Origin of the sequence: Streptomyces alanosinicus (genome assembly GCF_014650595.1) — a bacterium.
In the GTDB taxonomy this organism is placed as follows: Bacteria; Actinomycetota; Actinomycetes; order Streptomycetales; family Streptomycetaceae; genus Streptomyces; species Streptomyces alanosinicus.
On the sequence record NZ_BMVG01000010.1, the window covers coordinates 160627 to 179272 of the forward strand.

Below are 18646 nucleotides of genomic sequence, written 5' to 3' on the forward strand. Positions count from 1 at the left end.
AAGGAGCACAGTTGCGACTCTTGAGCAGAGCACACGGCGCCCTGGCGATGTTCTCGACGACTGCCGCCCTGGTCCTGGGCGGCGCCCTCGCCTCCCCGTCGCCGGCCGCGCCGGCCGCGCCGTCCGCCGACGCCGCCTACACCGTCACCGTGGGGATCCCGGTGCCCTTCACCCACCCCACGGACACCCCCGCCGTCCCCTACCTCGACCGGGACGGCACCTTCCACTACCAGCAGTCCGCCGCCCTGTACGGCGCCAAGGACCCGCGCACCTGGGACTTCTACACCGGCAAGGACTTCGACTCCGCGAGCTTCGACAAGACCCTGAGCAAGGCGGTGAATCCCGCCAACTCCGCCGACCGCAACGACGACACCACCTGGCGCTGCAACAACAGCCCCACCGGCCGCCGGGCCACCTACGCCCCGAGCGGCTCGGGCTATGCCCAGAAGAACTACTGCGACCTGTCCGGGGTGTGGGTCGACCCCGACACCGGTGACTGGTACGGACTGGTCCACAACGAGTTCACCCCGCAGCCCTTCGGCGACGGACTGCACTACGACGCCGTCGACTACGCCGTCTCCACCGACCGGGGCCGCACCTGGACCGTCAAGGACCACGCGATCACCTCCCCATACAGCACCGGGCGCGGGGACACCACCGCCTTCCCGAACCAGACGTACTCCTACGGCGACGGCGACCAGCGCCTCTTCGTCGACACGGCCTCCGGCTACTTCTACGTCTATTACGGCTCCCGGATCATCGACAAGAGCGGTGGCTGGAAGGCGTTCTACGAGCACGTGGCCCGCGCCCCCATCTCGGCCAAGATGGCGCCCGGCTCCTGGCGCAAGTGGTACGACGGCGCCTGGTCCCAGCCGGGCACCGGCGGCAAGGAGAGCAACATCGTCCCCGTCGACGCCGGCCACCCCACCGGCCACACCCCCGCCTCCGCCGAGTACGACCCGGCCAACACCGGCACCGCCGCCCAGCAGATCGCGGCCGGCGAAATGCCCCCGACCTCGCCGCTGTTCGTCATGAACATCGCCTACGACGCCTATCTCGGCCTGTACATCGGTGAACCGCAGGCCGTCGACCAGAGCGGTGACTCGCCGCAGTACCTCTATGCCACCGACGACCTGACCACCCAGAAGTGGCACCTCATCGGGGACACCGGCAGCTACACCAACGCCTCCTGGTACCGCTGGTTCCTGGACAGCGCCAACCGCACCAGCTCCACGATCCTCGGCAAGTCCTTCCGCTCCTACTGCGCCTTCGGCTGCTCCCACGACGCCTCCGGCGAGTATGTCGACCTCACCGTCGACACCGGGAAACCCGCGGCCGCGCCCATGGACACCAGCCGCCGCTATCGCATCGCGAGCGGCGCCGGCCGCATCCTCGCCCAGACCGCCGGCGGCACCGCCACCACCTCGCTCGCCAGGCCCACCGGATCCGGCCGCGACACCTGGATGTTCACCCCGACCGGCGACGGCGCCTTCACCCTCGCCAACTCCGCGAGCGGCCGGCTGCTCGGCGTCGACTCCTCCTCCGCCGCCGGACGTGCCTGGGGTGCCAGGCCCACGGTCACCAGGGCACCGGCCGGCGGGCCGACCGCCGGGCAGCAGTGGTTCGTGCTCCCGAACTCCTCCGGTGGCGGCTACCGCCTGGTCAACCGCTACAGCGGTCTCGTGCTCGGCCTGTCCGGCAGCTCCGGCCGGCTCGCCGAGACCACACCGGCGCGCAACTGGACGGACCACAGCGGGAGTTCCGTGGGATCGGGACGCTCCGCCGCGGAACAGAACCTGTCCTTCGCCGTGGCGTAGCGGCTCCGCCTCGGCCACACCGCCGCCCAACCCCTCAAGCGGTCAGGGAACTTCCGGCTACCCTGCGCCCATGTCGATCATCAACGGGGAATCCGACGCCCGCCTTGCGCTGACCGCGGCCCAGGCGGGCGCCGCCGTGGTCCGTGACCTCTACGGCAGCCGGCTCGCACGTTATGACAAGTCCGCCGGCGATTTCGCGACCGAGGCGGACCTCGCCGCCGAGCGGGCCATCCTGGACGTGCTGCGCACCGCCCGCCCCGACGACGCCGTGACCGGCGAGGAGAGCGGGCGCTCCGGCGCCGCCGACGCCCACCGCCGCTGGCTCGTCGACCCACTGTGCGGCACCCTCAACTACGCCGTCCGCACCATGCTCGTCGGCGTGAACGTCGCCCTGCGCACGGGACCCGACACCACGGCTGCCGCGACCGCCGACCCGTTCAGCGGCGAGGTGTTCTGGACCGACGGCGAGGCGGCCTGGGTCCGCGGGGACGACGCCGACGAGCGGCTGACGCCCTCGGCCGGATCCGCGCTGGTGGACGTCAACCTCGACCCGCCCTTCCCCAACGCGCCCGGATTCCACCCCGCCCGACTGCTCGCCGACCCGGGCTTCGCCGAACGGTTCCGGCCCCGGGTGATCTCCAGCACGCTCGCCGTGGCCTGGGTCGCCGCCGGCCGCCGGGCCGCCTATGTCACCGACGGCGACCTGCGCGACAGCGTGCACTTCGCGGCCGGGATCGCCCTGTGCCGGGCGGCGGGCTGCACGGTCACCGGTCTGCACGGCGAGCCCGTGCTCACCGGCGCGGACGGACTGATCGCCGCGGCCGATCCGCAGACTCACGCCACACTCCTCAGTCTCGTCGACAACCGGACACCGCACGGCAGTTGAGGGCGATCTCGACGCGCCCCGCGCCCCTCTGATGTGATTCCGGCATGACGACGGCCCACGATCTCGCCGCCCGCTTCGGACCGGCCCTGGACACCCGGCCCGAGACCCTCCACGAGGCCGCACAGGACTTCGGCCACCTCGTGCGTGCCGAGCCGCTCGGTGTCCTGCGGCCGCGGTCCGCCGCCGAGATCGCCGCGCTGCTGGAGTTCGCCGGGCCCCGGGGCATCCCGGTGAGCGTGCGCGGCGGCGGTCACTCGATGTACGGGCAGGGCCAGGCGGGCGGCGGGATCGTGCTGGATCTACGGGCACTGAACCGGGTCGGTCCCGTGGCGGACGGCCAAGTGACCGTCCAGGCAGGCGCGTTGTGGCGGGAGGTACTGGCCGCCACCCTGCCGCACGGGCGCACCCCGCCGGTCCTCACCGACTATCTCGGCGCGGGTGTCGGCGGTGTGCTGTCGGCGGGCGGACTCGGCGGCGCCGGCCACCGGCACGGACTGGTCGCCGACCAGGTCCTGGAGCTGGAGGTGGTGACCGGGGCGGGGGAGCACCGGGTCTGCTCACCCGACCGGGATCCGGAGCTGTTCCACTGCGTACTCGCCGGCCTCGGCCAGTGCGCCGTTCTCGTGGCCGTCACCCTGCGACTGGTGCCCGCGCCCACCCGGATCCGCCGCTACTGCCTGTACTACGCCGACCTCACCCGCTACCTCACCGACCAGCGACGGCTCGCCGAGGAGCAGCGCTTCGCGTATCTGGAGGGCCAGGCCCGGCCGGCGGGCGCACAGGGCTGGCAGTACATGATCGAGGCCGTGGCCCCGCACGCCGGGACGTATCCGCCCGACGACGCCACCCTGCTCGACGGACTCGCGCACGACCCCGCCGCCGTGGAGACGGAGGACCTCGAACACGGCGAGTTCGCCCGTCGTGTGGACACGGACGAGGAGGTCCTGCGGGCCACGGGGGAGTGGCACCACCCGCACCCATGGCTCAACCTGCTGCTGCCGCAGGACAGCGCCGAGTCCGTGGTCCGTGCCGTACTGGCCGACCCGGCCTTCGCCGACCTGCGCGACACCGGCCTGGTCCTGCTGTACCCGCTGCTCTCGGACCGGCTGCGCGCCCCCCTCTTCCGCCGCCCGCCCGGTCGGGTCCTCTACCTTCTCGCCCTGTTGCGCACGGGCGAGCCGGGCAGCCCCGAGAAGGCCGCCGCGATGGTGGCCGCCAACCGCGCCGCCTACGAACTCGCCCGGGCCCAGGGCGCCGTCGCCTACCCCGTCAACGCCCTGCCGATGACAGACGCCGACTGGCGGGACCACTACGGCAGTGCCTGGCCGGCCCTCGCCGACGCCAAACGGCGCCACGACCCCCACCTGGTCCTGGCGCGGGGGCACGGCATGCGGTTCTGAAGGCCCGCGCAGTGACCCGGGTGTCGGCGAGCCCGCCGTGCAGGCCCGGCTCGTGGTGGACGGCGGCGTCGGGGAGCCAGGCCGCCGGGGCGGGCCCGAGGGCGTCGGGGCGGGCCCGAGGGCGTCGGGGCGGGCCCGAGGGCGTCGGCGGATGCCTGGGGCGGCGGGGGAGGGGAGCCGGGGGTCGCTCCCCTCAGAGGGTGGCCGGGGGCCCTCACGGCCTCGTGGCGCGTCGGCACGAGGCCTGCCGCCGAGGAGCCGAGGGCATTTTCCCGGCCCGTCCGTCAGGGCGTCTTCGCCGGCGCCGGACGCCGCCGGCGACGCAGCAGCAGACGTCTGGCCGGATTCTCCACCGCCTCGTACAGCACCCAGGACAGCCCGAGCGACACCGCGAACGCGGTCGTCGTCACGGCCACCCCCGCCAGCAGCCCGAAGTGCGGCTTCGTCCCGAGCAACTCGGTACCGGCACGCAGCACCAGCAGATGGATCATGTAGAAGGCGAACGACAGCTCACCGAGCCGCACCAGCCGCCGGCGCCGCCACAGCGAGGGCAGCCCCTGGACGTCCGCGACCGCCGCGGCCGGGATGAGCAGCCCGAACCCGGCGATGGTGCACACCGTGGCGGAGTAGCCGGGCGTGACCTGAGGGACGAGGAAATAGCCGATGACCGCCAGGGCCAGCGACGCCTCCAGGCCGGGCCCGCGCCAGCGGCCGAGCAGCACCAGCCGCGCGGTCGCCGCGCCGAGGACGAATTCGGGGAGCCGGGCGGCGGGGAACGAGTACAGCGTGTAGGTCCACCAGTGGTGGGCGTCCGTCCAGGCCAGCGCCAGTACCGCCACCACCGACAGACCGGCCAGCAGCGCCGAACCGCGCACGCCGACCCGGCGCAGCAGCAGGATCAGCAGCGGGAAGGAGGCGTAGAAGAACGCCTCGCAGGCAAGGGACCAACTCACCGGGTTCAGGGTCTGCCACCAGGGGTGCCACCAGGAATGGAGCAGCAGCACATTGGACAGGGCCTGTCTGTGCGACGGCACCGGCTGGTGCGCCAGCGTGTACGCCATGACCAGCGCCACGATCAGGGTGACCAGATGCACCGGGTAGACCCGTGCGATACGGCGTCTCCAGAAGGCGAGCGCGCGGTCGCGGGGCCGGGCCGACCAGGTCAGTACGAATCCGGACAGCACGAAGAAGAACGACACTCCGGTGGCACCGGCACCGAATCCCCAGAAAACGAGGCGGCCGCCGGTACCTCCGAAATAGCCGAAGTTGTTCACATGCAGTCCGAACACCAGCAGCGCCGCCATCCACCGCAGTCCCGTCAGGGACGGGAGCGGGGGCATGGCGGCGGCTGGGGAGTCCCGGCCGGCTGTATCGCCGGTACGGGCGGGCGGCGTCGTCCGGAGCGCCCGGGTCGTCGCCGTGGTCATCGAATCACCTGCGCAGAGGGTTGGCTTGGGGCATGACGGGGAAGGATGCCCGTTTACCCCAGATCCATTACGTCACATGGCAAACATCACACTGCTGCCGAACGACAGACCCTCCCATATGCCACGGAAGGCCGGACTGGGTGCACCCGTACGAGTGACATCCCGTGCACCGCCTTGATCAGCTTGCGGGCAGCTCCTTCGAGATCCGCTCCGGCATGAACGCCGAGGAATCCCGGGCCCGCTCATCCCATGCGAACACACAGGCAGTGGCCACGCCGTCGAACTTCAGCTCCCGCAGCGTATCGAAGAACGCGGCCCAGTCGATCTCGCCCTGCCCGATGTCCGGATGCCGGCGGATCCGGGCCGGGGTGCCGGGCGGGTTGAGGATGTACCGCAGCCCGGGGGAACCCTTGTGGTCGAACGTGTCCGCGATGTGTGCATGATGCGGTTTGTCGCCCGCGTAGCGCGTCATGGCCGCGATGTCCGCCGTCGGGTCCGCCCCCGGCAGATGGAAGGTGTGCGGGGCGCGGTAGAGGTAGTTCACCCATGGCTTGTCGATGGCGCGGACCAGGCCGACCGCGGCGGTGTTCTCCTCGCGGAAGTCGTCCGGGTGCGCCTCCGGGTTCAGCGCGATGCCCTCCCGCTCGAACAGTGGAAACAGTTCCTCCAGCGAGCGCCAGAACGCGGCCTCGCTCTGCGCGGCTTGCCCGGGCCGGCCGTTGAACTCCGAGTTCATCAGCGGGCATTCGAGCTCGGCGGTGATCTCGATCATCCGTTTCCAGTAGCGGACGACCGCCTGGCGCTCGCTCGTCGGGCGAGGACCACCGGTACAGCGGCAGCACGCATGAAGTCGTCGTGCGGCGACAACTCGATGTATTCATGGCCGAGTTCGGCCACCGTGCGCACCATGTCGTCGATCGGTAAAGAGCGGAATATGTACGGATCGAGGGTGATCTCCACTCCGCACCTCCGTAGAACGCGGGGCGGGGCTTGAGGTCCGTGGCGACGACCCGCCCGCACTCCAGTGCCTCGACCGTCGCACCGGTGATGACGGTGGCCGCATAGCCGTCCCAGACCGATGGGCCGACGGGCTCCCGGCCGGCGGCCAGGTCCGCGATCCACTCGCGGAACTCCGTGTCGAAGGCGTCCGCGAAGCGGCCCACCCAGTCCGCCGGCACGCCGGTGCTGTGCGCTCCGCCGGTGCGCACGCCGACCGCGGCGGGATCGGGCAGCCGGACCGGACCGTCCTCGCCGACCACCTCGCACTGGATGTCGTAGCCGTACCGGCAGTTGACGAAGACCTCCAGGTCGAGACGGACGCCCTCGGCGGTCTCGAAGAGCATGATCTGCGGGTCCCGCAGATGGGCGAACCGCCTGCTCGTGGCGCGCGGGGTGACCACCTGGGTGGAGACGATCTCGTCGTCCAGCAGCCGGCGCAGGACGTCCACCTCGTGCACCGCCGTGTCCAGGGCCGCCATCCGAACACGCCGTCCGGTTCGCCGTAAATCCCGAACTGGGATCCAGGGCGGAGGAGTTGGACCCCAAGCCCGTGGTGCGGGGCACGAGCGGCTCGCCGCCGGCCTGACCTTCCCTCCCCGTCCAGCGGTCGCCCGTGGCGGGGCGGCTCGATCGGGGGCGGGCGCCCCAGCCTGGGGGTGACAGGGCCAGGCGCGGCGCCGCTCGGGCTCGTAGGATCGGCCGTATGAGCAGGCCGAACGCGCTCGGGGAGTACCTTCGGGCCCGACGCGAGCTGACCGACCCGGCGGGCGTGGGGCTTCCGGTCGTCGGCGTCCGCCGTACCCCGGGGCTGCGGCGCGAGGAGGTCGCCACCCTGGCCGGGATCAGCGCCGACTACTACCTCCGCCTGGAGCAGGGCCGCGACCGCAACCCCTCCCCTCAGGTGCTGGAGGCCCTGGCCCGGGTGTTCCGGCTGGATGCGACCGCCACACAGCATCTGCTGAGCCTGTCCACCGCCCGCCCGGCCGCGACCCGGCGGCCGCGCCGTGAGGTGGTGCCGACCGGGATCCGGCAGCTCCTCGACGTCATCAACCTGCCGGCGTTCGTGGAGAGCCGGATGTTCGAGGTGCTCGCCGCGAACCGGTTGGCCACCGCCGTATCGCCCAACATACGGCCGGGCGTCAACCGGCTGCGCGCGATCTTCCTGGACCCCGACGAGCACGAACTCCACCCGGACTGGGAACAGGCGGCCGGCGGTCTGGTCGCCGGGTTCCGCGCATCCGTCGGCAGCGAGGTCGACGATCCGCGGATCGTCCAGCTGGTCGGCGAGTTGTCGCTGGCCAGCGAACCGTTCCGGCGGATGTGGGCCCGGCACGACGTCTCCCCGCTGGCCGGCGGCTCGATGCGGCTGCGCCACCCGCGCGCCGGCATGCTCGAACTGCGCCGGGAGAAACTGCCCCTCAGCGACTCCGGCGGCCAGATCCTGGCGATCTACCACGCCGAGGCGGGCTCGGCGACGGCCCGCGCCCTCCAGTCACTCGGTTCGACGGCGGCCACCGAGACGGGTCGCCCGTCCGCGCCGCCGCCGTGGCCGGCCACCCCCGACCGGGAGGCGGCCGACGCCGACACCGGTCCGGAGTCCGCCGCCGGCTCCACCGCGCCCGGCGCTGAGCGCTCGCCCACCTCGCGTTCCTGACGTGCGGCACTGGGCCGGCGATCGGCAGGAGCTGTTTTCCTGCTTGCCGTGGGGACTCTGTGCCACGGGGGTCACTCGGTGCCACTGGAAGGGGACGTGCCGCGACTTTCGGTGCCGGATGTCCAACCTTCGGCGACGGGCTCCCATCCTTTGGCCCCACGCCGTAGACCGTCGGCGGAGGGCGCCGGTGCGGCCGGGCCCGGCAGGGTGGCCGTATGCAGAGGACCAAGGGGATCAAGCGCGCACAGTTCCTGGCCGGTATGGCGTCCGCGGGGCTCGCCGCGGCCGTGTTGCCCTCGGGCCGGGCCCACGCCGCGCAGGAGGGCCCGGGCCGGATACGCGCCGTGCGGGGCGGCCCGAGCCGGACCCGTGCCGCGCGGGGCGGGCTGCGTCGGCACGGGGTCGTGTACACCGTGGGCGAGGGGGAGACGCCGGGGACGGCCTTCAGCGCGAGCCGGATGCGCAAGGACATCCGGGCCATCCGTGACGAGCTGTGCGCCGACACCGTCGACGTGACAGGTGACGGCGTGGAACGGCTCACGGCCACCGCCGCGGAGGCGGCCGAACAGGGGCTGCGGATCTGGCTCCAGCCGACGCTCGGTGACGCCCCCGAACGGGACATCCTGGAACACCTCGCCGAGACCGGCCGGTTCGCGGAGCGGCTGCGCAGGCACGGTGCCGCCGTCGATCTCAGCGTGGGCTGCGAGTTCTGGCTGTACGTGCCCGGCATCATCCCCGGTGACACCGTCCTCGAACGCATCCGGAACCTGCTCGACGGCACGGTGGACCCCATCGCGATGCAGCGCCGTCTGGACCGCTTCACAGCGAAGGCGGCGGCGGTCGGCCGCTCCGTCTTCCACGGCCCGCTGAGCTACGCCGCCGCCCAGGACGACGAGGTCGACTGGCGCCTCTTCGACATCGTGGGCATCGACTACTACTCGTACTTCCCCCACCAGGCCGACTACACAAGGGAGTTGAGCCGCCATCTGCGCTGGGGCAAGCCGCTGGCCATCACCGAGTTCGGCACCTGTGCGTACGTCGGGGCGCCCAAGACCGCCGGCATGGGCTGGGACATCGTCGACCAGGACAAGAACCCCCCGGAGATCAAGGGCCACCCGGTGCGCAGCGAGCGCACCCAGGCGACGTATCTCACGCACCTCCTCGACGTCTTCTCCTCGATGAACCTGTACGCGGCGATGGCCTTCGAGTTCGTGACCCCCGACGCCCCGCACCGGCCGGACGATCCCCGCCACGATCTCGACCTGGCGAGCTACGCCATCACCAGGACCGTCAAGGACCGCCCGGACGACCCCGCCTCCGGCTGGCACTGGGAACCGAAGGAGGCCTTCCACGCCCTGGCCCACCGCTACCGCTGCGCGCGTACCGGCCGCGGCCACGCCCACTGACCCGCGAAGGCACGGCCGGGCCGTCGACGAGGGGCCGGACCCCGCCCGCCACGCCGTGACGGCCGGACGCCGGACCACGGCCGCTCCGGCTCACCCGTTCGGAGGACCGTCCGGCTTGCCGCGCCGCCGTCGCCGATCCGGGGCCGGATGATGCGGGCATGTCCCCGATCCCCCCGCCGACCCGCCCATACGAAGGCAAAGGTGAACGCAAACATTCGGGCGGGCAGGGAAGCGGGTGCGGGAGTGGAACGGGAGACGGCCGGCGGGCGACGCCCCGCGACTCAAATTGCATCGTTCGTTTTCTTGAATCCCTCGTGTTTATGAGGGTAGGTTCGGCCTCATGACCGCCTCCCCGACCCCGACCACCGCCGAGGAGCTCCGCGGTGCCGGCCTGCGCGTGACGGCAGCCCGCGTCGCGCTGCTGGAGACCGTCCGGGCGGGCGACCACCTCGGCGTCGAGTCGATCGCCTCCGGGGTGCGCCACCGCGTAGGCCATATCTCCCTCCAAGCCGTCTACGAGGCCCTTCACGCCCTCACCGCGGCGGGCCTCGTCCGCCGTATCGAACCGGCCGGTCACCCGGCGCGGTACGAGGGACGCGTGGGGGACAACCATCACCACATCGTGTGCCGGTCATGCGGCGCCGTCGTCGACGTCGACTGCGCGGTCGGCGACGCCCCCTGCCTGGCCGCCTCCGACGACCGTGGCTTCGCCATCGACGAGGCCGAGGTCGTCTACTGGGGCACCTGCCCCGACTGTTCCACCGGCCGCAGTTCCTGAGCAGTTCCTGAGCACCGAGTTCCGCACAGTTCGGAAGGATTGCCATGACCGAGAACCACGACGCGACCGTCGCAGACGCGAAGCCGGAGGGGGCGAGCGGCGGCTGCCCCGTCGCCCATGACCGTGCCGCGCACCCCACCCAGGGCGGTGGCAACCGCCAGTGGTGGCCGGACCGGCTCAACCTGAAGATCCTTGCCAAGAACCCGGCCGTGGCCAACCCGCTCGGCGGCGACTTCGACTACCGCGAGGCCTTCGGTGCCCTGGACCTCGCGGCCGTGAAACGGGACATCGCCGAGGTACTGACCACCTCGCAGGACTGGTGGCCCGCCGACTTCGGCAACTACGGCCCGCTGATGATCCGCATGGCCTGGCACAGCGCCGGCACGTACCGCATCAGCGACGGCCGCGGTGGAGCCGGCGGCGGTCAGCAGCGCTTCGCCCCGCTCAACAGCTGGCCGGACAACGCGAGCCTGGACAAGGCCCGCCGCCTGCTCTGGCCGGTCAAGAAGAAGTACGGCAAGAGCATCTCCTGGGCCGACCTCATGGTCCTCACGGGCAATGTGGCGCTGGAGACGATGGGCTTCAAGACCTTCGGCTTCGCCGGCGGCCGCGTCGACGAGTGGGAGCCCGACGAGGACGTCTACTGGGGTCCCGAGACCGTCTGGCTGGACGACAAGCGCTACACCGGTGACCGCGAGCTGGAGAACCCGCTCGCCGCGGTCCAGATGGGCCTGATCTACGTCAACCCCGAGGGCCCGAACGGCAACCCCGACCCGATCGCCGCCGCCCGCGACATCCGTGAGACCTTCCGCCGTATGGCGATGAACGACGAGGAGACCGTCGCCCTCATCGCCGGTGGCCACACCTTCGGCAAGACCCACGGCGCCGGCCCGGCGGACAGCGTCGGCCCGGACCCCGAGGCCGCCCCGCTGGAGCAGCTGGGCCTCGGCTGGAAGTCCAGCCACGGCACGGGCGTCGGCAAGGACGCCATCACCAGTGGCCTGGAGGTCATCTGGACCGAGACGCCGACGCGGTGGAGCAACAACTTCTTCAAGAACCTCTTCGAGTACGAGTACGAGCTGACCCAGAGCCCGGCCGGCGCGAACCAGTGGGTGGCCAAGGACGCCGAGGCGATCATCCCGGACGCGTTCGACTCGTCGAAGAAGCACCTCCCGACGATGCTCACCACCGACCTGTCGCTGCGCTTCGACCCGATCTACGAGCCGATCTCGCGCCGCTTCTACGAGAACCCGCAGGAATTCGCGGACGCCTTCGCCCGCGCCTGGTACAAGCTGACGCACCGCGACATGGGCCCGGTCGTCCGCTACCTCGGCCCCGAGGTCCCCAGCGAGGAACTGCTGTGGCAGGACCCGCTGCCGCGGCGCGCCGGTGAGCCGATCGACGCCGCGGACATCGCCTCCCTCAAGGAGCAGATCCTCGGCACGGACCTCACGGTCTCCCAGCTGGTCTCCGCGGCGTGGGCGGCCGCCTCCTCCTTCCGCGGCAGCGACAAGCGCGGTGGCGCCAACGGCGGCCGTGTCCGCCTGGAGCCGCAGCGCGGCTGGGAGGTCAACAACCCGGACGAGCTGGCCCATGTGCTGCGCGCTCTGGAAGGCATCCAGGAGTCCTTCAACGCCAAGGGCGGCAAGCAGGTCTCGCTGGCCGACCTGATCGTGCTCGCCGGCTCCGCCGCCGTCGAGAAGGCGGCCGCGGACGGCGGTGTCGCGGTCGAGGTGCCGTTCACGGCGGGCCGTGTCGACGCCACGCAGGAGCAGACGGACGTGGAGTCGTTCGCCGCGCTGGAGCCGGCCGCCGACGGCTTCCGCAACTACGTCGGCAAGGGCAACCGTCTGCCGGCCGAGTTCCTGCTGGTGGACAAGGCCAATCTGCTCCGGCTGAGCGCGCCCGAGATGACCGTCCTCGTCGGCGGTCTGCGCGTCCTCGGCGCCAACCACAACGGGTCCAAGCAGGGCGTCCTCACCGACCGGCCGGGCGCGCTGACGAACGACTTCTTCGTCAACCTGCTCGACCTGGACACGGAGTGGAAGTCGACCTCCTCCGCTCAGGACGAGTTCGAGGCCCGCGACGCCTCCGGCGCGGTCAAGTGGACCGGCACCCGGGCCGACCTGGTCTTCGGCGCCAACTCCGAGCTGCGTGCCGTCGCCGAGGTGTACGCCAGCGACGACGCGAAGGAGAAGTTCGTCAAGGACTTCGTCGCCGCGTGGGTCAAGGTCATGAACGCGGACCGGTACGACCTGGTGTGACCACCTGACCACCTGACCACCTGATCACCGCTTCGAGGGCGTCCGGGCCGACCCGCACAGGTCGGCCCGGACGCCCTCGTCGTTGCGGGCGGGGCAGAACCCTTCCCTCACGGAATCGTCACAGGTGATCCACGATCGTCACAGGCGAGCCACAGCGGAAACCCTGGGTCCTTCCGCTCTGTCTCCGACCGTGAGCACCGGCACGGAGCCGGTCGCGCCATGGACACCGGAATCGGGGGACCCCATGCACCACCGCAACACCACCCGCCTCGCCGCGTCGGCGACAGCCGTGATCGCCGCCGCACTGTCGCTGACGGCGTGCACGTCGGGCGGCGACGCCGGGGCGGCCAAGACGTCCTCCCCGGCCCCGGTCTCCGCCGCCCCCTCGCACGCCGCCCCCACCGCTCCGTCGCACGCCGCCCCCGCCGCCGCGAGCCACACACCCACGGCCCCGTCGGCCTCAAGACCCGCCGGCGGCGGCACATCGACCGCTCCGGGCGCCCCGGCCTCCCCCGTGTCCGGCACCCCCGCCGGTACGACGCCCACATGCCCGTTGACGGCCGTGGCGGCGACGGCCTACCAGGCGGCCGTCCGTCCGGACGGCACCGGCACCGGCGCGGCGATCGTCGAGTTCACCAACACCTCCGGGCACACGTGCGTCCTGCGGGGCCACCCTACGGTGGCCACGGCGGGCAACGGCTCCCCCGAGCACAACAGCCCGCTGAAGGTGACCCCCACGGGCATCGCGTCGGCCGTGCCCCTCGCGCCGGGCGGCAAGGCATGGGTGAAGCTGACCTTCCACCAGGTCCAGGGCGAGGCCGACGGATACTGCGTGTCCGGAGCGAAGCCCGTCGTCTCCCCGACGCTCGTGGTCGGACTGCCCGGTTCGGGCGCGCACCAAGTCGCCCTCTCGGACGGTGAGTTCGCCGAGTGCGACAACACGGTCACCGCGACCGCGGTCTCGGCGGCGAAGCCTTCCTGACCGTCATTCGACCAGCGGGCGGCCCCGACGAAGACGGCGGCCGGGGCCGCCCGCTCCACCCACGCCGAGGGTGGTCCACGGCCTGCTGATCATGCGCGCGAGACCCGCAAGGTCGCGGCCGCTCCGGCGACGCCCGCCCCGCAGCCCGCCTGACGCCATCGATCCAAGGCGGCCCGGCCTCCGGCCGGGCCTGTCCCGCGGTCAAGGCGAACGGGGGGAGAACCCGCTCACTGATCACGACCCGACACGTGTCCCAGTGCCGCCGCACCCGCCTGCGCGTACCGCTCGTCCAGATCACCGGACGGGGCACCCGCGACCCCGATGCCCGCGACCGGCGCACCCTGGGCGGTCACCGGCGCGCCGCCCGCGAGGAACAGCGTGCCCGGGATGTCCTTGAGGGTCGGCGCCTGCTCCAGCCGCTTGGCCAGCTCCGAGGTCGGCGCGTTCCAGGACACGGCGGTGAACGCCTTGCGCTCCGCGGACTCGTACGACTGCGGGCCCGCCCCGTCCCCGCGCAGGGTGACCAGCGCGTTGCCGTCGCGGTCGACGACGGCCACGGAGACCTGCCGGCCGTCCTTCTCGGCCGCGTCCACGGCGGCCTGCGCCGCCTTCGTCGCCGCGTCCAGGGTGAGATGCGTGCTCTGGGTGAGGTTGCCGCTCCGGGCCGCCACCGGGGCGGCGGCGGGCGCGCTGCCCGTGGAGTCGGCGGCGTTGGCGGCGACCGTCCCGACGACTCCCGCGCCGACGAGGGCCAGGGCGGCACCGCCGACGAGGACACGGACACGGCGGGCGGGATTCTTGCGGCTGGTCATGACGAGGAACCTTCCTGGTGCGGATGAGTCGGGCCGAAGTCGCTTCCGAAGTCGTTTCCGAAGTCGCTTCCGCCATCGATCCTGGGCCCGGATCCGCCCGCTTCCCGTCGCCGGACCGGTTGCCCTGGGGGTCATCCGATCGGATGACCCCGGGTGTCTCGGGCCGGGGAACAATGGAGGGTGTTTGCCCAGTTCAGCGCGGCTGCCAGGGAGGTGTCAGCGGTGCCCGCACCCGAGCGCGAGGACACCCGCGCCCTCACCGTCGTCATGCACACGGCGTTCTTCGTGCTGCTCTCCGCGTCCCTCGCCCGCTATCTGGCCCGGCACGCCGGCGGGCCGCACACCCCCTGGATCATCGCCCTCACCGCGCTGCTCGCCGTGCTCTACGTCCTCGGTCCCGCGGTCGGCACCCGGCCCGGCCCACGCCGGCTGACCTGGCTCGGTCTCGTCGTCGCGGCCTGGGCACTGCTCGTCGTCCTGGCCCCGAGCTTCGCCTGGTGCGCGGTCCCGCTGTTCTACACAGGCCTGCGCACCCTCCCGCCGCGCGCCGCGATCGCGCTGGTGGCGCTGCTGACGGCGCTCGCCGTGGCCGCCCAGCTCGGTCTCGCCGGCTGGCCCGACCCCAATGTGCTGGTCGCACCGCCGGCCGTCGCCGCCGTCGCCACCACGGTGTTCGTCGTCATGCAGCGCCAGGCGGCCCGCCGGGACGCCCTGATCGACGATCTGGTGCGCACCCGGCGCGACCTCGCCGCCACCGAGCGCCGCGAGGGCACCCTCGCCGAACGCGAACGGCTCGCCCGGGAGATCCACGACACCCTCGCCCAGGGCCTGTCCAGCCAGCGGATGCTGCTCCAGGCCGCGGACCGGCTGTGGGACACCGCTCCCGGCACCGCACGCGACCATGTCCGCAGCGCCGCCGCGATCGCCGAGCGCAGCCTCGCCGAGGCCCGCCGTTTCGTCCACGATCTGACCCCGGCCGACCTCGCGGAGGGCGGTGGCCTGCTCCAGGCCCTGCGCGCCGTCGCCGAGCGCGAGACCACCCCCACGCTCACCGTCCGCGTCCACACCGAGGGCACTCCGCCCGATCCGCTGCCCGCACCCGTGGAGTCGGCCCTGCTGCGCATCGCGCAGGGCGCCCTCGCCAACGTCCGCGAGCACGCCGCCGCCACGACCGCCATCCTCACCCTGACCTGCCTGGACGACCAGATCGTGCTGGACGTCACGGACGACGGTCGGGGCTTCGACCCCCGCACACCGGCCGCCCCCGAGGCCCCCGCGGGCGCCTCGCGCGGCCACGGTCTGCCCGCCATCCGCGCCCGACTGCGCCAGCTGGGCGGCACCCTCACCGTCGAGTCGGCACCGGGCGAGGGCACCGCCCTGTCGGCGGCGATCCCCCTGGAGCCCCAATGACCCATCCGCCCGGGCCGCCCGGCCGCAGCCCGATCCGCATCCTCGTCTGCGACGACCACGCCGTCGTACGCGCCGGCCTGCTCGCCCTGCTGCACAGCGCGCCCGGCATCGAGGTCGTCGGCGAGGCCGGCAGCGGTGAGGAGGCCCTCGCGCTGGCCCGCAGGACCGCCCCGGACGTCGTCCTGATGGATCTCCAGCTGGGCGCCGGAATCGACGGCGTGGAGACCACCCGTCGGCTGCGCTCCCTCGAACCCGCCCCCCATGTGCTGGTCCTGACCACCTACGACACCGACGCCGACGTCACCCGGGCCGTCGAGGCCGGTGCCACCGGCTACCTCCTGAAGGCGGAACGCGCCGAGGACCTCTTCACCGCGATCCACGCCGCCGCCCAGGGCCGCCCGGCGCTCTCCCCGCCGGTCGCCGACCGCGTCATGTCCCGCCTGCGCAACCCGCGCCCCACCCTCACCCCACGCGAACGCGACATCCTCGCCCACCTCGCCCAGGGCCTGCCCAACCACGCCATCGCCCGCGCCCTCTACATCAGCGAGGCCACGGTCAAGACCCATCTGCGCCGCATCTACGACAAACTCGGCGTGGACACCCGAGCCGGCGCGGTAGCCGTGGCAAAGGAACAACGCCTGCTGCCCTGAGGGCATGCGCACCTGCCGCGCGCCGCCGGCTGCCCAGGGGCGCGGGGAACCCGCGACCCGCCACAACGCACCCGCGGCCGTACGACGACCGCAACCCCCTCGGCGCCGACGCGAACGCCCCCTTCACCGGCGCAGAACCTCGAACGCCTCCCGCCCCGCCGCCCCGATCGCCAGGTCGACATCCGGCGCAAGCCCCGCGCGGCGATCAGCCCGGGTCAGCGCGGCTACGGCCACCCGGTCGCCGGACTCCGCCTCCACCACGCCGATCTCGTGCCGCAGATGCAGAAACGTGCCCGTCTTGCCGCTCCACCGCAGCGTGTCCGCCCGTAGTTCGCTCGCCAGCCGCTGGGTGAAGACCTGCAGCCCCATCAGCCGCCGCAGCTCCGCCGTGGCCGACGGAACGGAGATCTCGTCGCACCACACCCGCCGCAGCAGCTCGACGAGCGCAACGGCCGAGCCGGCGTTGGCGTACGCCGGGTCCAGGGTCTCGATGGTGTGCCGGCCCGTCCGTTCGTCGCGGAGGGCCAGTTCCAGCGCGAGCGAGAAGTCGTTGCCGGCGGCACCGGCGGCGCACTCGTACATGTGGTTCATCCGGTGCCGCAGCCTGATCTCCCCGCACCCCCAGGCGCGCAACCGTGCGTCCACCACCGCCACCGGCACCAGACCGAGCAGGGTGTCCGCCGCCGCGTTGTCGCTCACCGACAGCATCAGCACCAGCAGATCGCCGACGGCCACGGTGGCCGGGTGCCGGAACGCCGCGAGCCCGGTGGGACCGACGCTGCTGCGCGCCGGGTCGACCGTCACAGGGGTCGCCGGGTCGAGGTCCCCGGCCGCGATCCGGTCCAGTACGACGAGGGCCAGCGGCACCTTCGCCACGGACGCGAGCGGCATCAACTCCTCAACATCAAAGCCGAGTTGCTCGCCCGTGTCGAGATTCCGGGCGAGGAAGGAGCCACGCACGCCGAGGGCCGCCCAGTTTGCGGAGATCGCCTCGGCGACGTCCCGGAGCGCGCCGTCGTCCCCGACGTGGACCGGGCGGTGCGCCTGCGCCGCGCTCATCCGCGTGCCGCCAGCCGTGCCGCCGCATCCTCCGCGCCGGTCCCGGAGCGTGCCGCGGCCGGCCCACGGGCGGCTCCCACGGCCGACGCCAGCAGCGGTACCAGCCAGTGCGGCACCTCCGCGGAACCCGTCCGGTCCGGGGCGGCGCGCACGTCGTACCCCCGGTGCAGTGACCGGTCGCCCAGGGGCGCCCATCGCGCCCCGTGCTGCCGGGCGAACGGCTCGGCGCACAGCAGCAGGGCCCGCCCGGCCAGCGTCTCGGCCAGTGCGCCGGCCGCCGACCCGGCCGGCCGGAACCGGGCCGGGGGCAGCCCGGCCCGGGCCGCCGCACGCTCCAGCCGGTCCTCATGAGCGGGCACCTGATCCTCCGGCAGCGTCAGCACCGGCAGTACGGCGGCGGACCCGGCGCCGCGGCCGCGACGGGGCCGCAGGTCCTCGAACCGGACCGCGCGCCGTGCGCCGGCGAGCACCAAAGCCCGCTGCCCGTCCGCCGCCTCCGGCTCCGCCGCGGACGCCAGGCCCAGCGGCACCCGATACGCGCCCCGCTCCGCGGGAACCCGCACCAGGGCGTAGGCGAGCGAGCCGTCGGCCAGCCCGGAATCCCTGTCCAGGGGCGGCAGTTCACACATGCCGAGGGTGATCCCGTGCTCGGCGGCGGCGCGGATCGCGCGGGCCAGTGCCGCCGGGGCGCAGTGCGCGGGCACGCCGACGGTCCGCGTCCGCGTCCGCCCGTCCGCACCGGCGGCCTGCCGCAGCCGCTGCGCCCGGTCCAGTACGTCGCGCGCGTACGGAAGCAGCAGCACCCCCAGCTCCGTGGTCGTGATCTGCCGCCGCGAACGGTCGAACAACAGGCCGCCGAAATGCTCCTCCAGAGTCTTGACGCGGCGGCTGAGCAGCGGCTGGGCGATGCCGAGCCGGTCGGCGGCCCGGGAGAAGCTCGTCTCGTCGGCCGTCGCGACGTACGCCTCCAGATGCGCGAGCAGATCCATCCCGCACTCATATCAATAAGGCATGGGATGTTCAAAGTTCCCTCTTGGACATGAATGGCGCCGGGGTGCTTCGCTGTCCAGGCCGAAGATCCACATGCCACGCATCGAAACGA

Annotated in this window: 14 protein-coding genes and 2 pseudogenes; 10 read left to right on the plus strand and 6 right to left on the minus strand. The window is 72.7% G+C overall.

The window, feature by feature from the left end:
- Positions 1–20: 20 nt before the first annotated feature.
- The 3 genes from IE277_RS22580 to IE277_RS22590 all read left to right on the plus strand — a co-directional run bounded on the left by IE277_RS22580 (position 21) and on the right by IE277_RS22590 (position 4103).
- Positions 21–1817, plus strand: a complete 1797-nt coding sequence (locus IE277_RS22580) for an RICIN domain-containing protein (RefSeq protein WP_308433414.1) — start codon at positions 21–23, stop codon at positions 1815–1817.
- A gap of 70 nt (positions 1818–1887) precedes the next feature.
- A complete protein-coding gene (locus IE277_RS22585; RefSeq protein WP_189955193.1) occupies positions 1888–2703 on the plus strand; it encodes an inositol monophosphatase family protein in 816 nt (271 codons plus the stop codon).
- A gap of 44 nt (positions 2704–2747) precedes the next feature.
- Positions 2748–4103, plus strand: coding sequence for an FAD-binding protein (locus IE277_RS22590; RefSeq protein WP_189955195.1), 1356 nt, complete (start codon positions 2748–2750; stop codon positions 4101–4103).
- A 284-nt stretch (positions 4104–4387) separates the two neighbouring features.
- Here IE277_RS22590 and IE277_RS22595 read toward each other — a convergent pair whose 3' ends face one another.
- From IE277_RS22595 to IE277_RS47360, 3 genes and pseudogenes are all read right to left on the minus strand, one after another.
- Positions 4388–5530, minus strand: coding sequence for an acyltransferase family protein (locus IE277_RS22595; protein ID WP_189955196.1), 1143 nt, complete (start codon positions 5528–5530; stop codon positions 4388–4390).
- Between the two features lie 178 nt (positions 5531–5708).
- A pseudogene (locus IE277_RS22600) lies at positions 5709–6490 on the minus strand (sugar phosphate isomerase/epimerase family protein).
- Between the two features lie 5 nt (positions 6491–6495).
- A pseudogene (locus IE277_RS47360) lies at positions 6496–7008 on the minus strand (Gfo/Idh/MocA family oxidoreductase); the annotation flags it as partial.
- 224 nt (positions 7009–7232) lie between these two features.
- On the opposite strand from IE277_RS47360, the gene IE277_RS22610 reads away from it, so the two are divergent.
- The 5 genes from IE277_RS22610 to IE277_RS22630 all read left to right on the plus strand — a co-directional run bounded on the left by IE277_RS22610 (position 7233) and on the right by IE277_RS22630 (position 13613).
- Positions 7233–8183 carry a helix-turn-helix transcriptional regulator gene (locus IE277_RS22610; protein ID WP_189955198.1) on the plus strand — a complete coding sequence of 317 codons (951 nt, stop codon included), beginning with the start codon at positions 7233–7235 and terminating at the stop codon, positions 8181–8183.
- A 215-nt stretch (positions 8184–8398) separates the two neighbouring features.
- On the plus strand, positions 8399–9589 hold the full coding sequence (locus tag IE277_RS22615; RefSeq protein ID WP_189955200.1) for a glycoside hydrolase family 113 protein: 1191 nt from the start codon (positions 8399–8401) through the stop codon (positions 9587–9589).
- 340 nt (positions 9590–9929) lie between these two features.
- Positions 9930–10367 (plus strand): Fur family transcriptional regulator, encoded by a 438-nt coding sequence (locus IE277_RS22620; protein WP_189955202.1) that lies wholly within the window; start codon positions 9930–9932, stop codon positions 10365–10367.
- A 44-nt stretch (positions 10368–10411) separates the two neighbouring features.
- Positions 10412–12631 (plus strand): catalase/peroxidase HPI, encoded by a 2220-nt coding sequence (katG, locus tag IE277_RS22625; protein ID WP_189955204.1) that lies wholly within the window; start codon positions 10412–10414, stop codon positions 12629–12631.
- A gap of 190 nt (positions 12632–12821) precedes the next feature.
- On the plus strand, positions 12822–13613 hold the full coding sequence (locus IE277_RS22630; RefSeq protein ID WP_229881905.1) for a DUF4232 domain-containing protein: 792 nt from the start codon (positions 12822–12824) through the stop codon (positions 13611–13613).
- Between the two features lie 227 nt (positions 13614–13840).
- Here IE277_RS22630 and IE277_RS22635 read toward each other — a convergent pair whose 3' ends face one another.
- Positions 13841–14425, minus strand: coding sequence for a GlcG/HbpS family heme-binding protein (locus tag IE277_RS22635; RefSeq protein ID WP_189955206.1), 585 nt, complete (start codon positions 14423–14425; stop codon positions 13841–13843).
- Positions 14426–14638: 213 nt separating this feature from the next.
- On the opposite strand from IE277_RS22635, the gene IE277_RS22640 reads away from it, so the two are divergent.
- The gene (locus IE277_RS22640; protein ID WP_189955208.1) at positions 14639–15835 is read left to right on the plus strand and encodes a sensor histidine kinase; all 1197 of its coding nucleotides are present in this window, start codon (positions 14639–14641) and stop codon (positions 15833–15835) included.
- Positions 15832–16485, plus strand: a complete 654-nt coding sequence (locus IE277_RS22645; RefSeq protein ID WP_189955210.1) for a response regulator — start codon at positions 15832–15834, stop codon at positions 16483–16485. Before IE277_RS22640 ends, IE277_RS22645 begins: the two co-directional genes overlap by 4 nt.
- Before the next feature lie 123 nt (positions 16486–16608).
- Here the strand turns inward: IE277_RS22645 and IE277_RS22650 are convergent, their stop codons facing one another.
- Both IE277_RS22650 and IE277_RS22655 read right to left on the minus strand, forming a co-directional pair.
- On the minus strand, positions 16609–17544 hold the full coding sequence (locus IE277_RS22650; RefSeq protein ID WP_189955211.1) for a serine hydrolase: 936 nt from the start codon (positions 17542–17544) through the stop codon (positions 16609–16611).
- Positions 17541–18533, minus strand: coding sequence for a LysR family transcriptional regulator (locus tag IE277_RS22655; protein ID WP_189955212.1), 993 nt, complete (start codon positions 18531–18533; stop codon positions 17541–17543). Before IE277_RS22655 ends, IE277_RS22650 begins: the two co-directional genes overlap by 4 nt.
- Positions 18534–18646 lie beyond the last annotated feature (113 nt).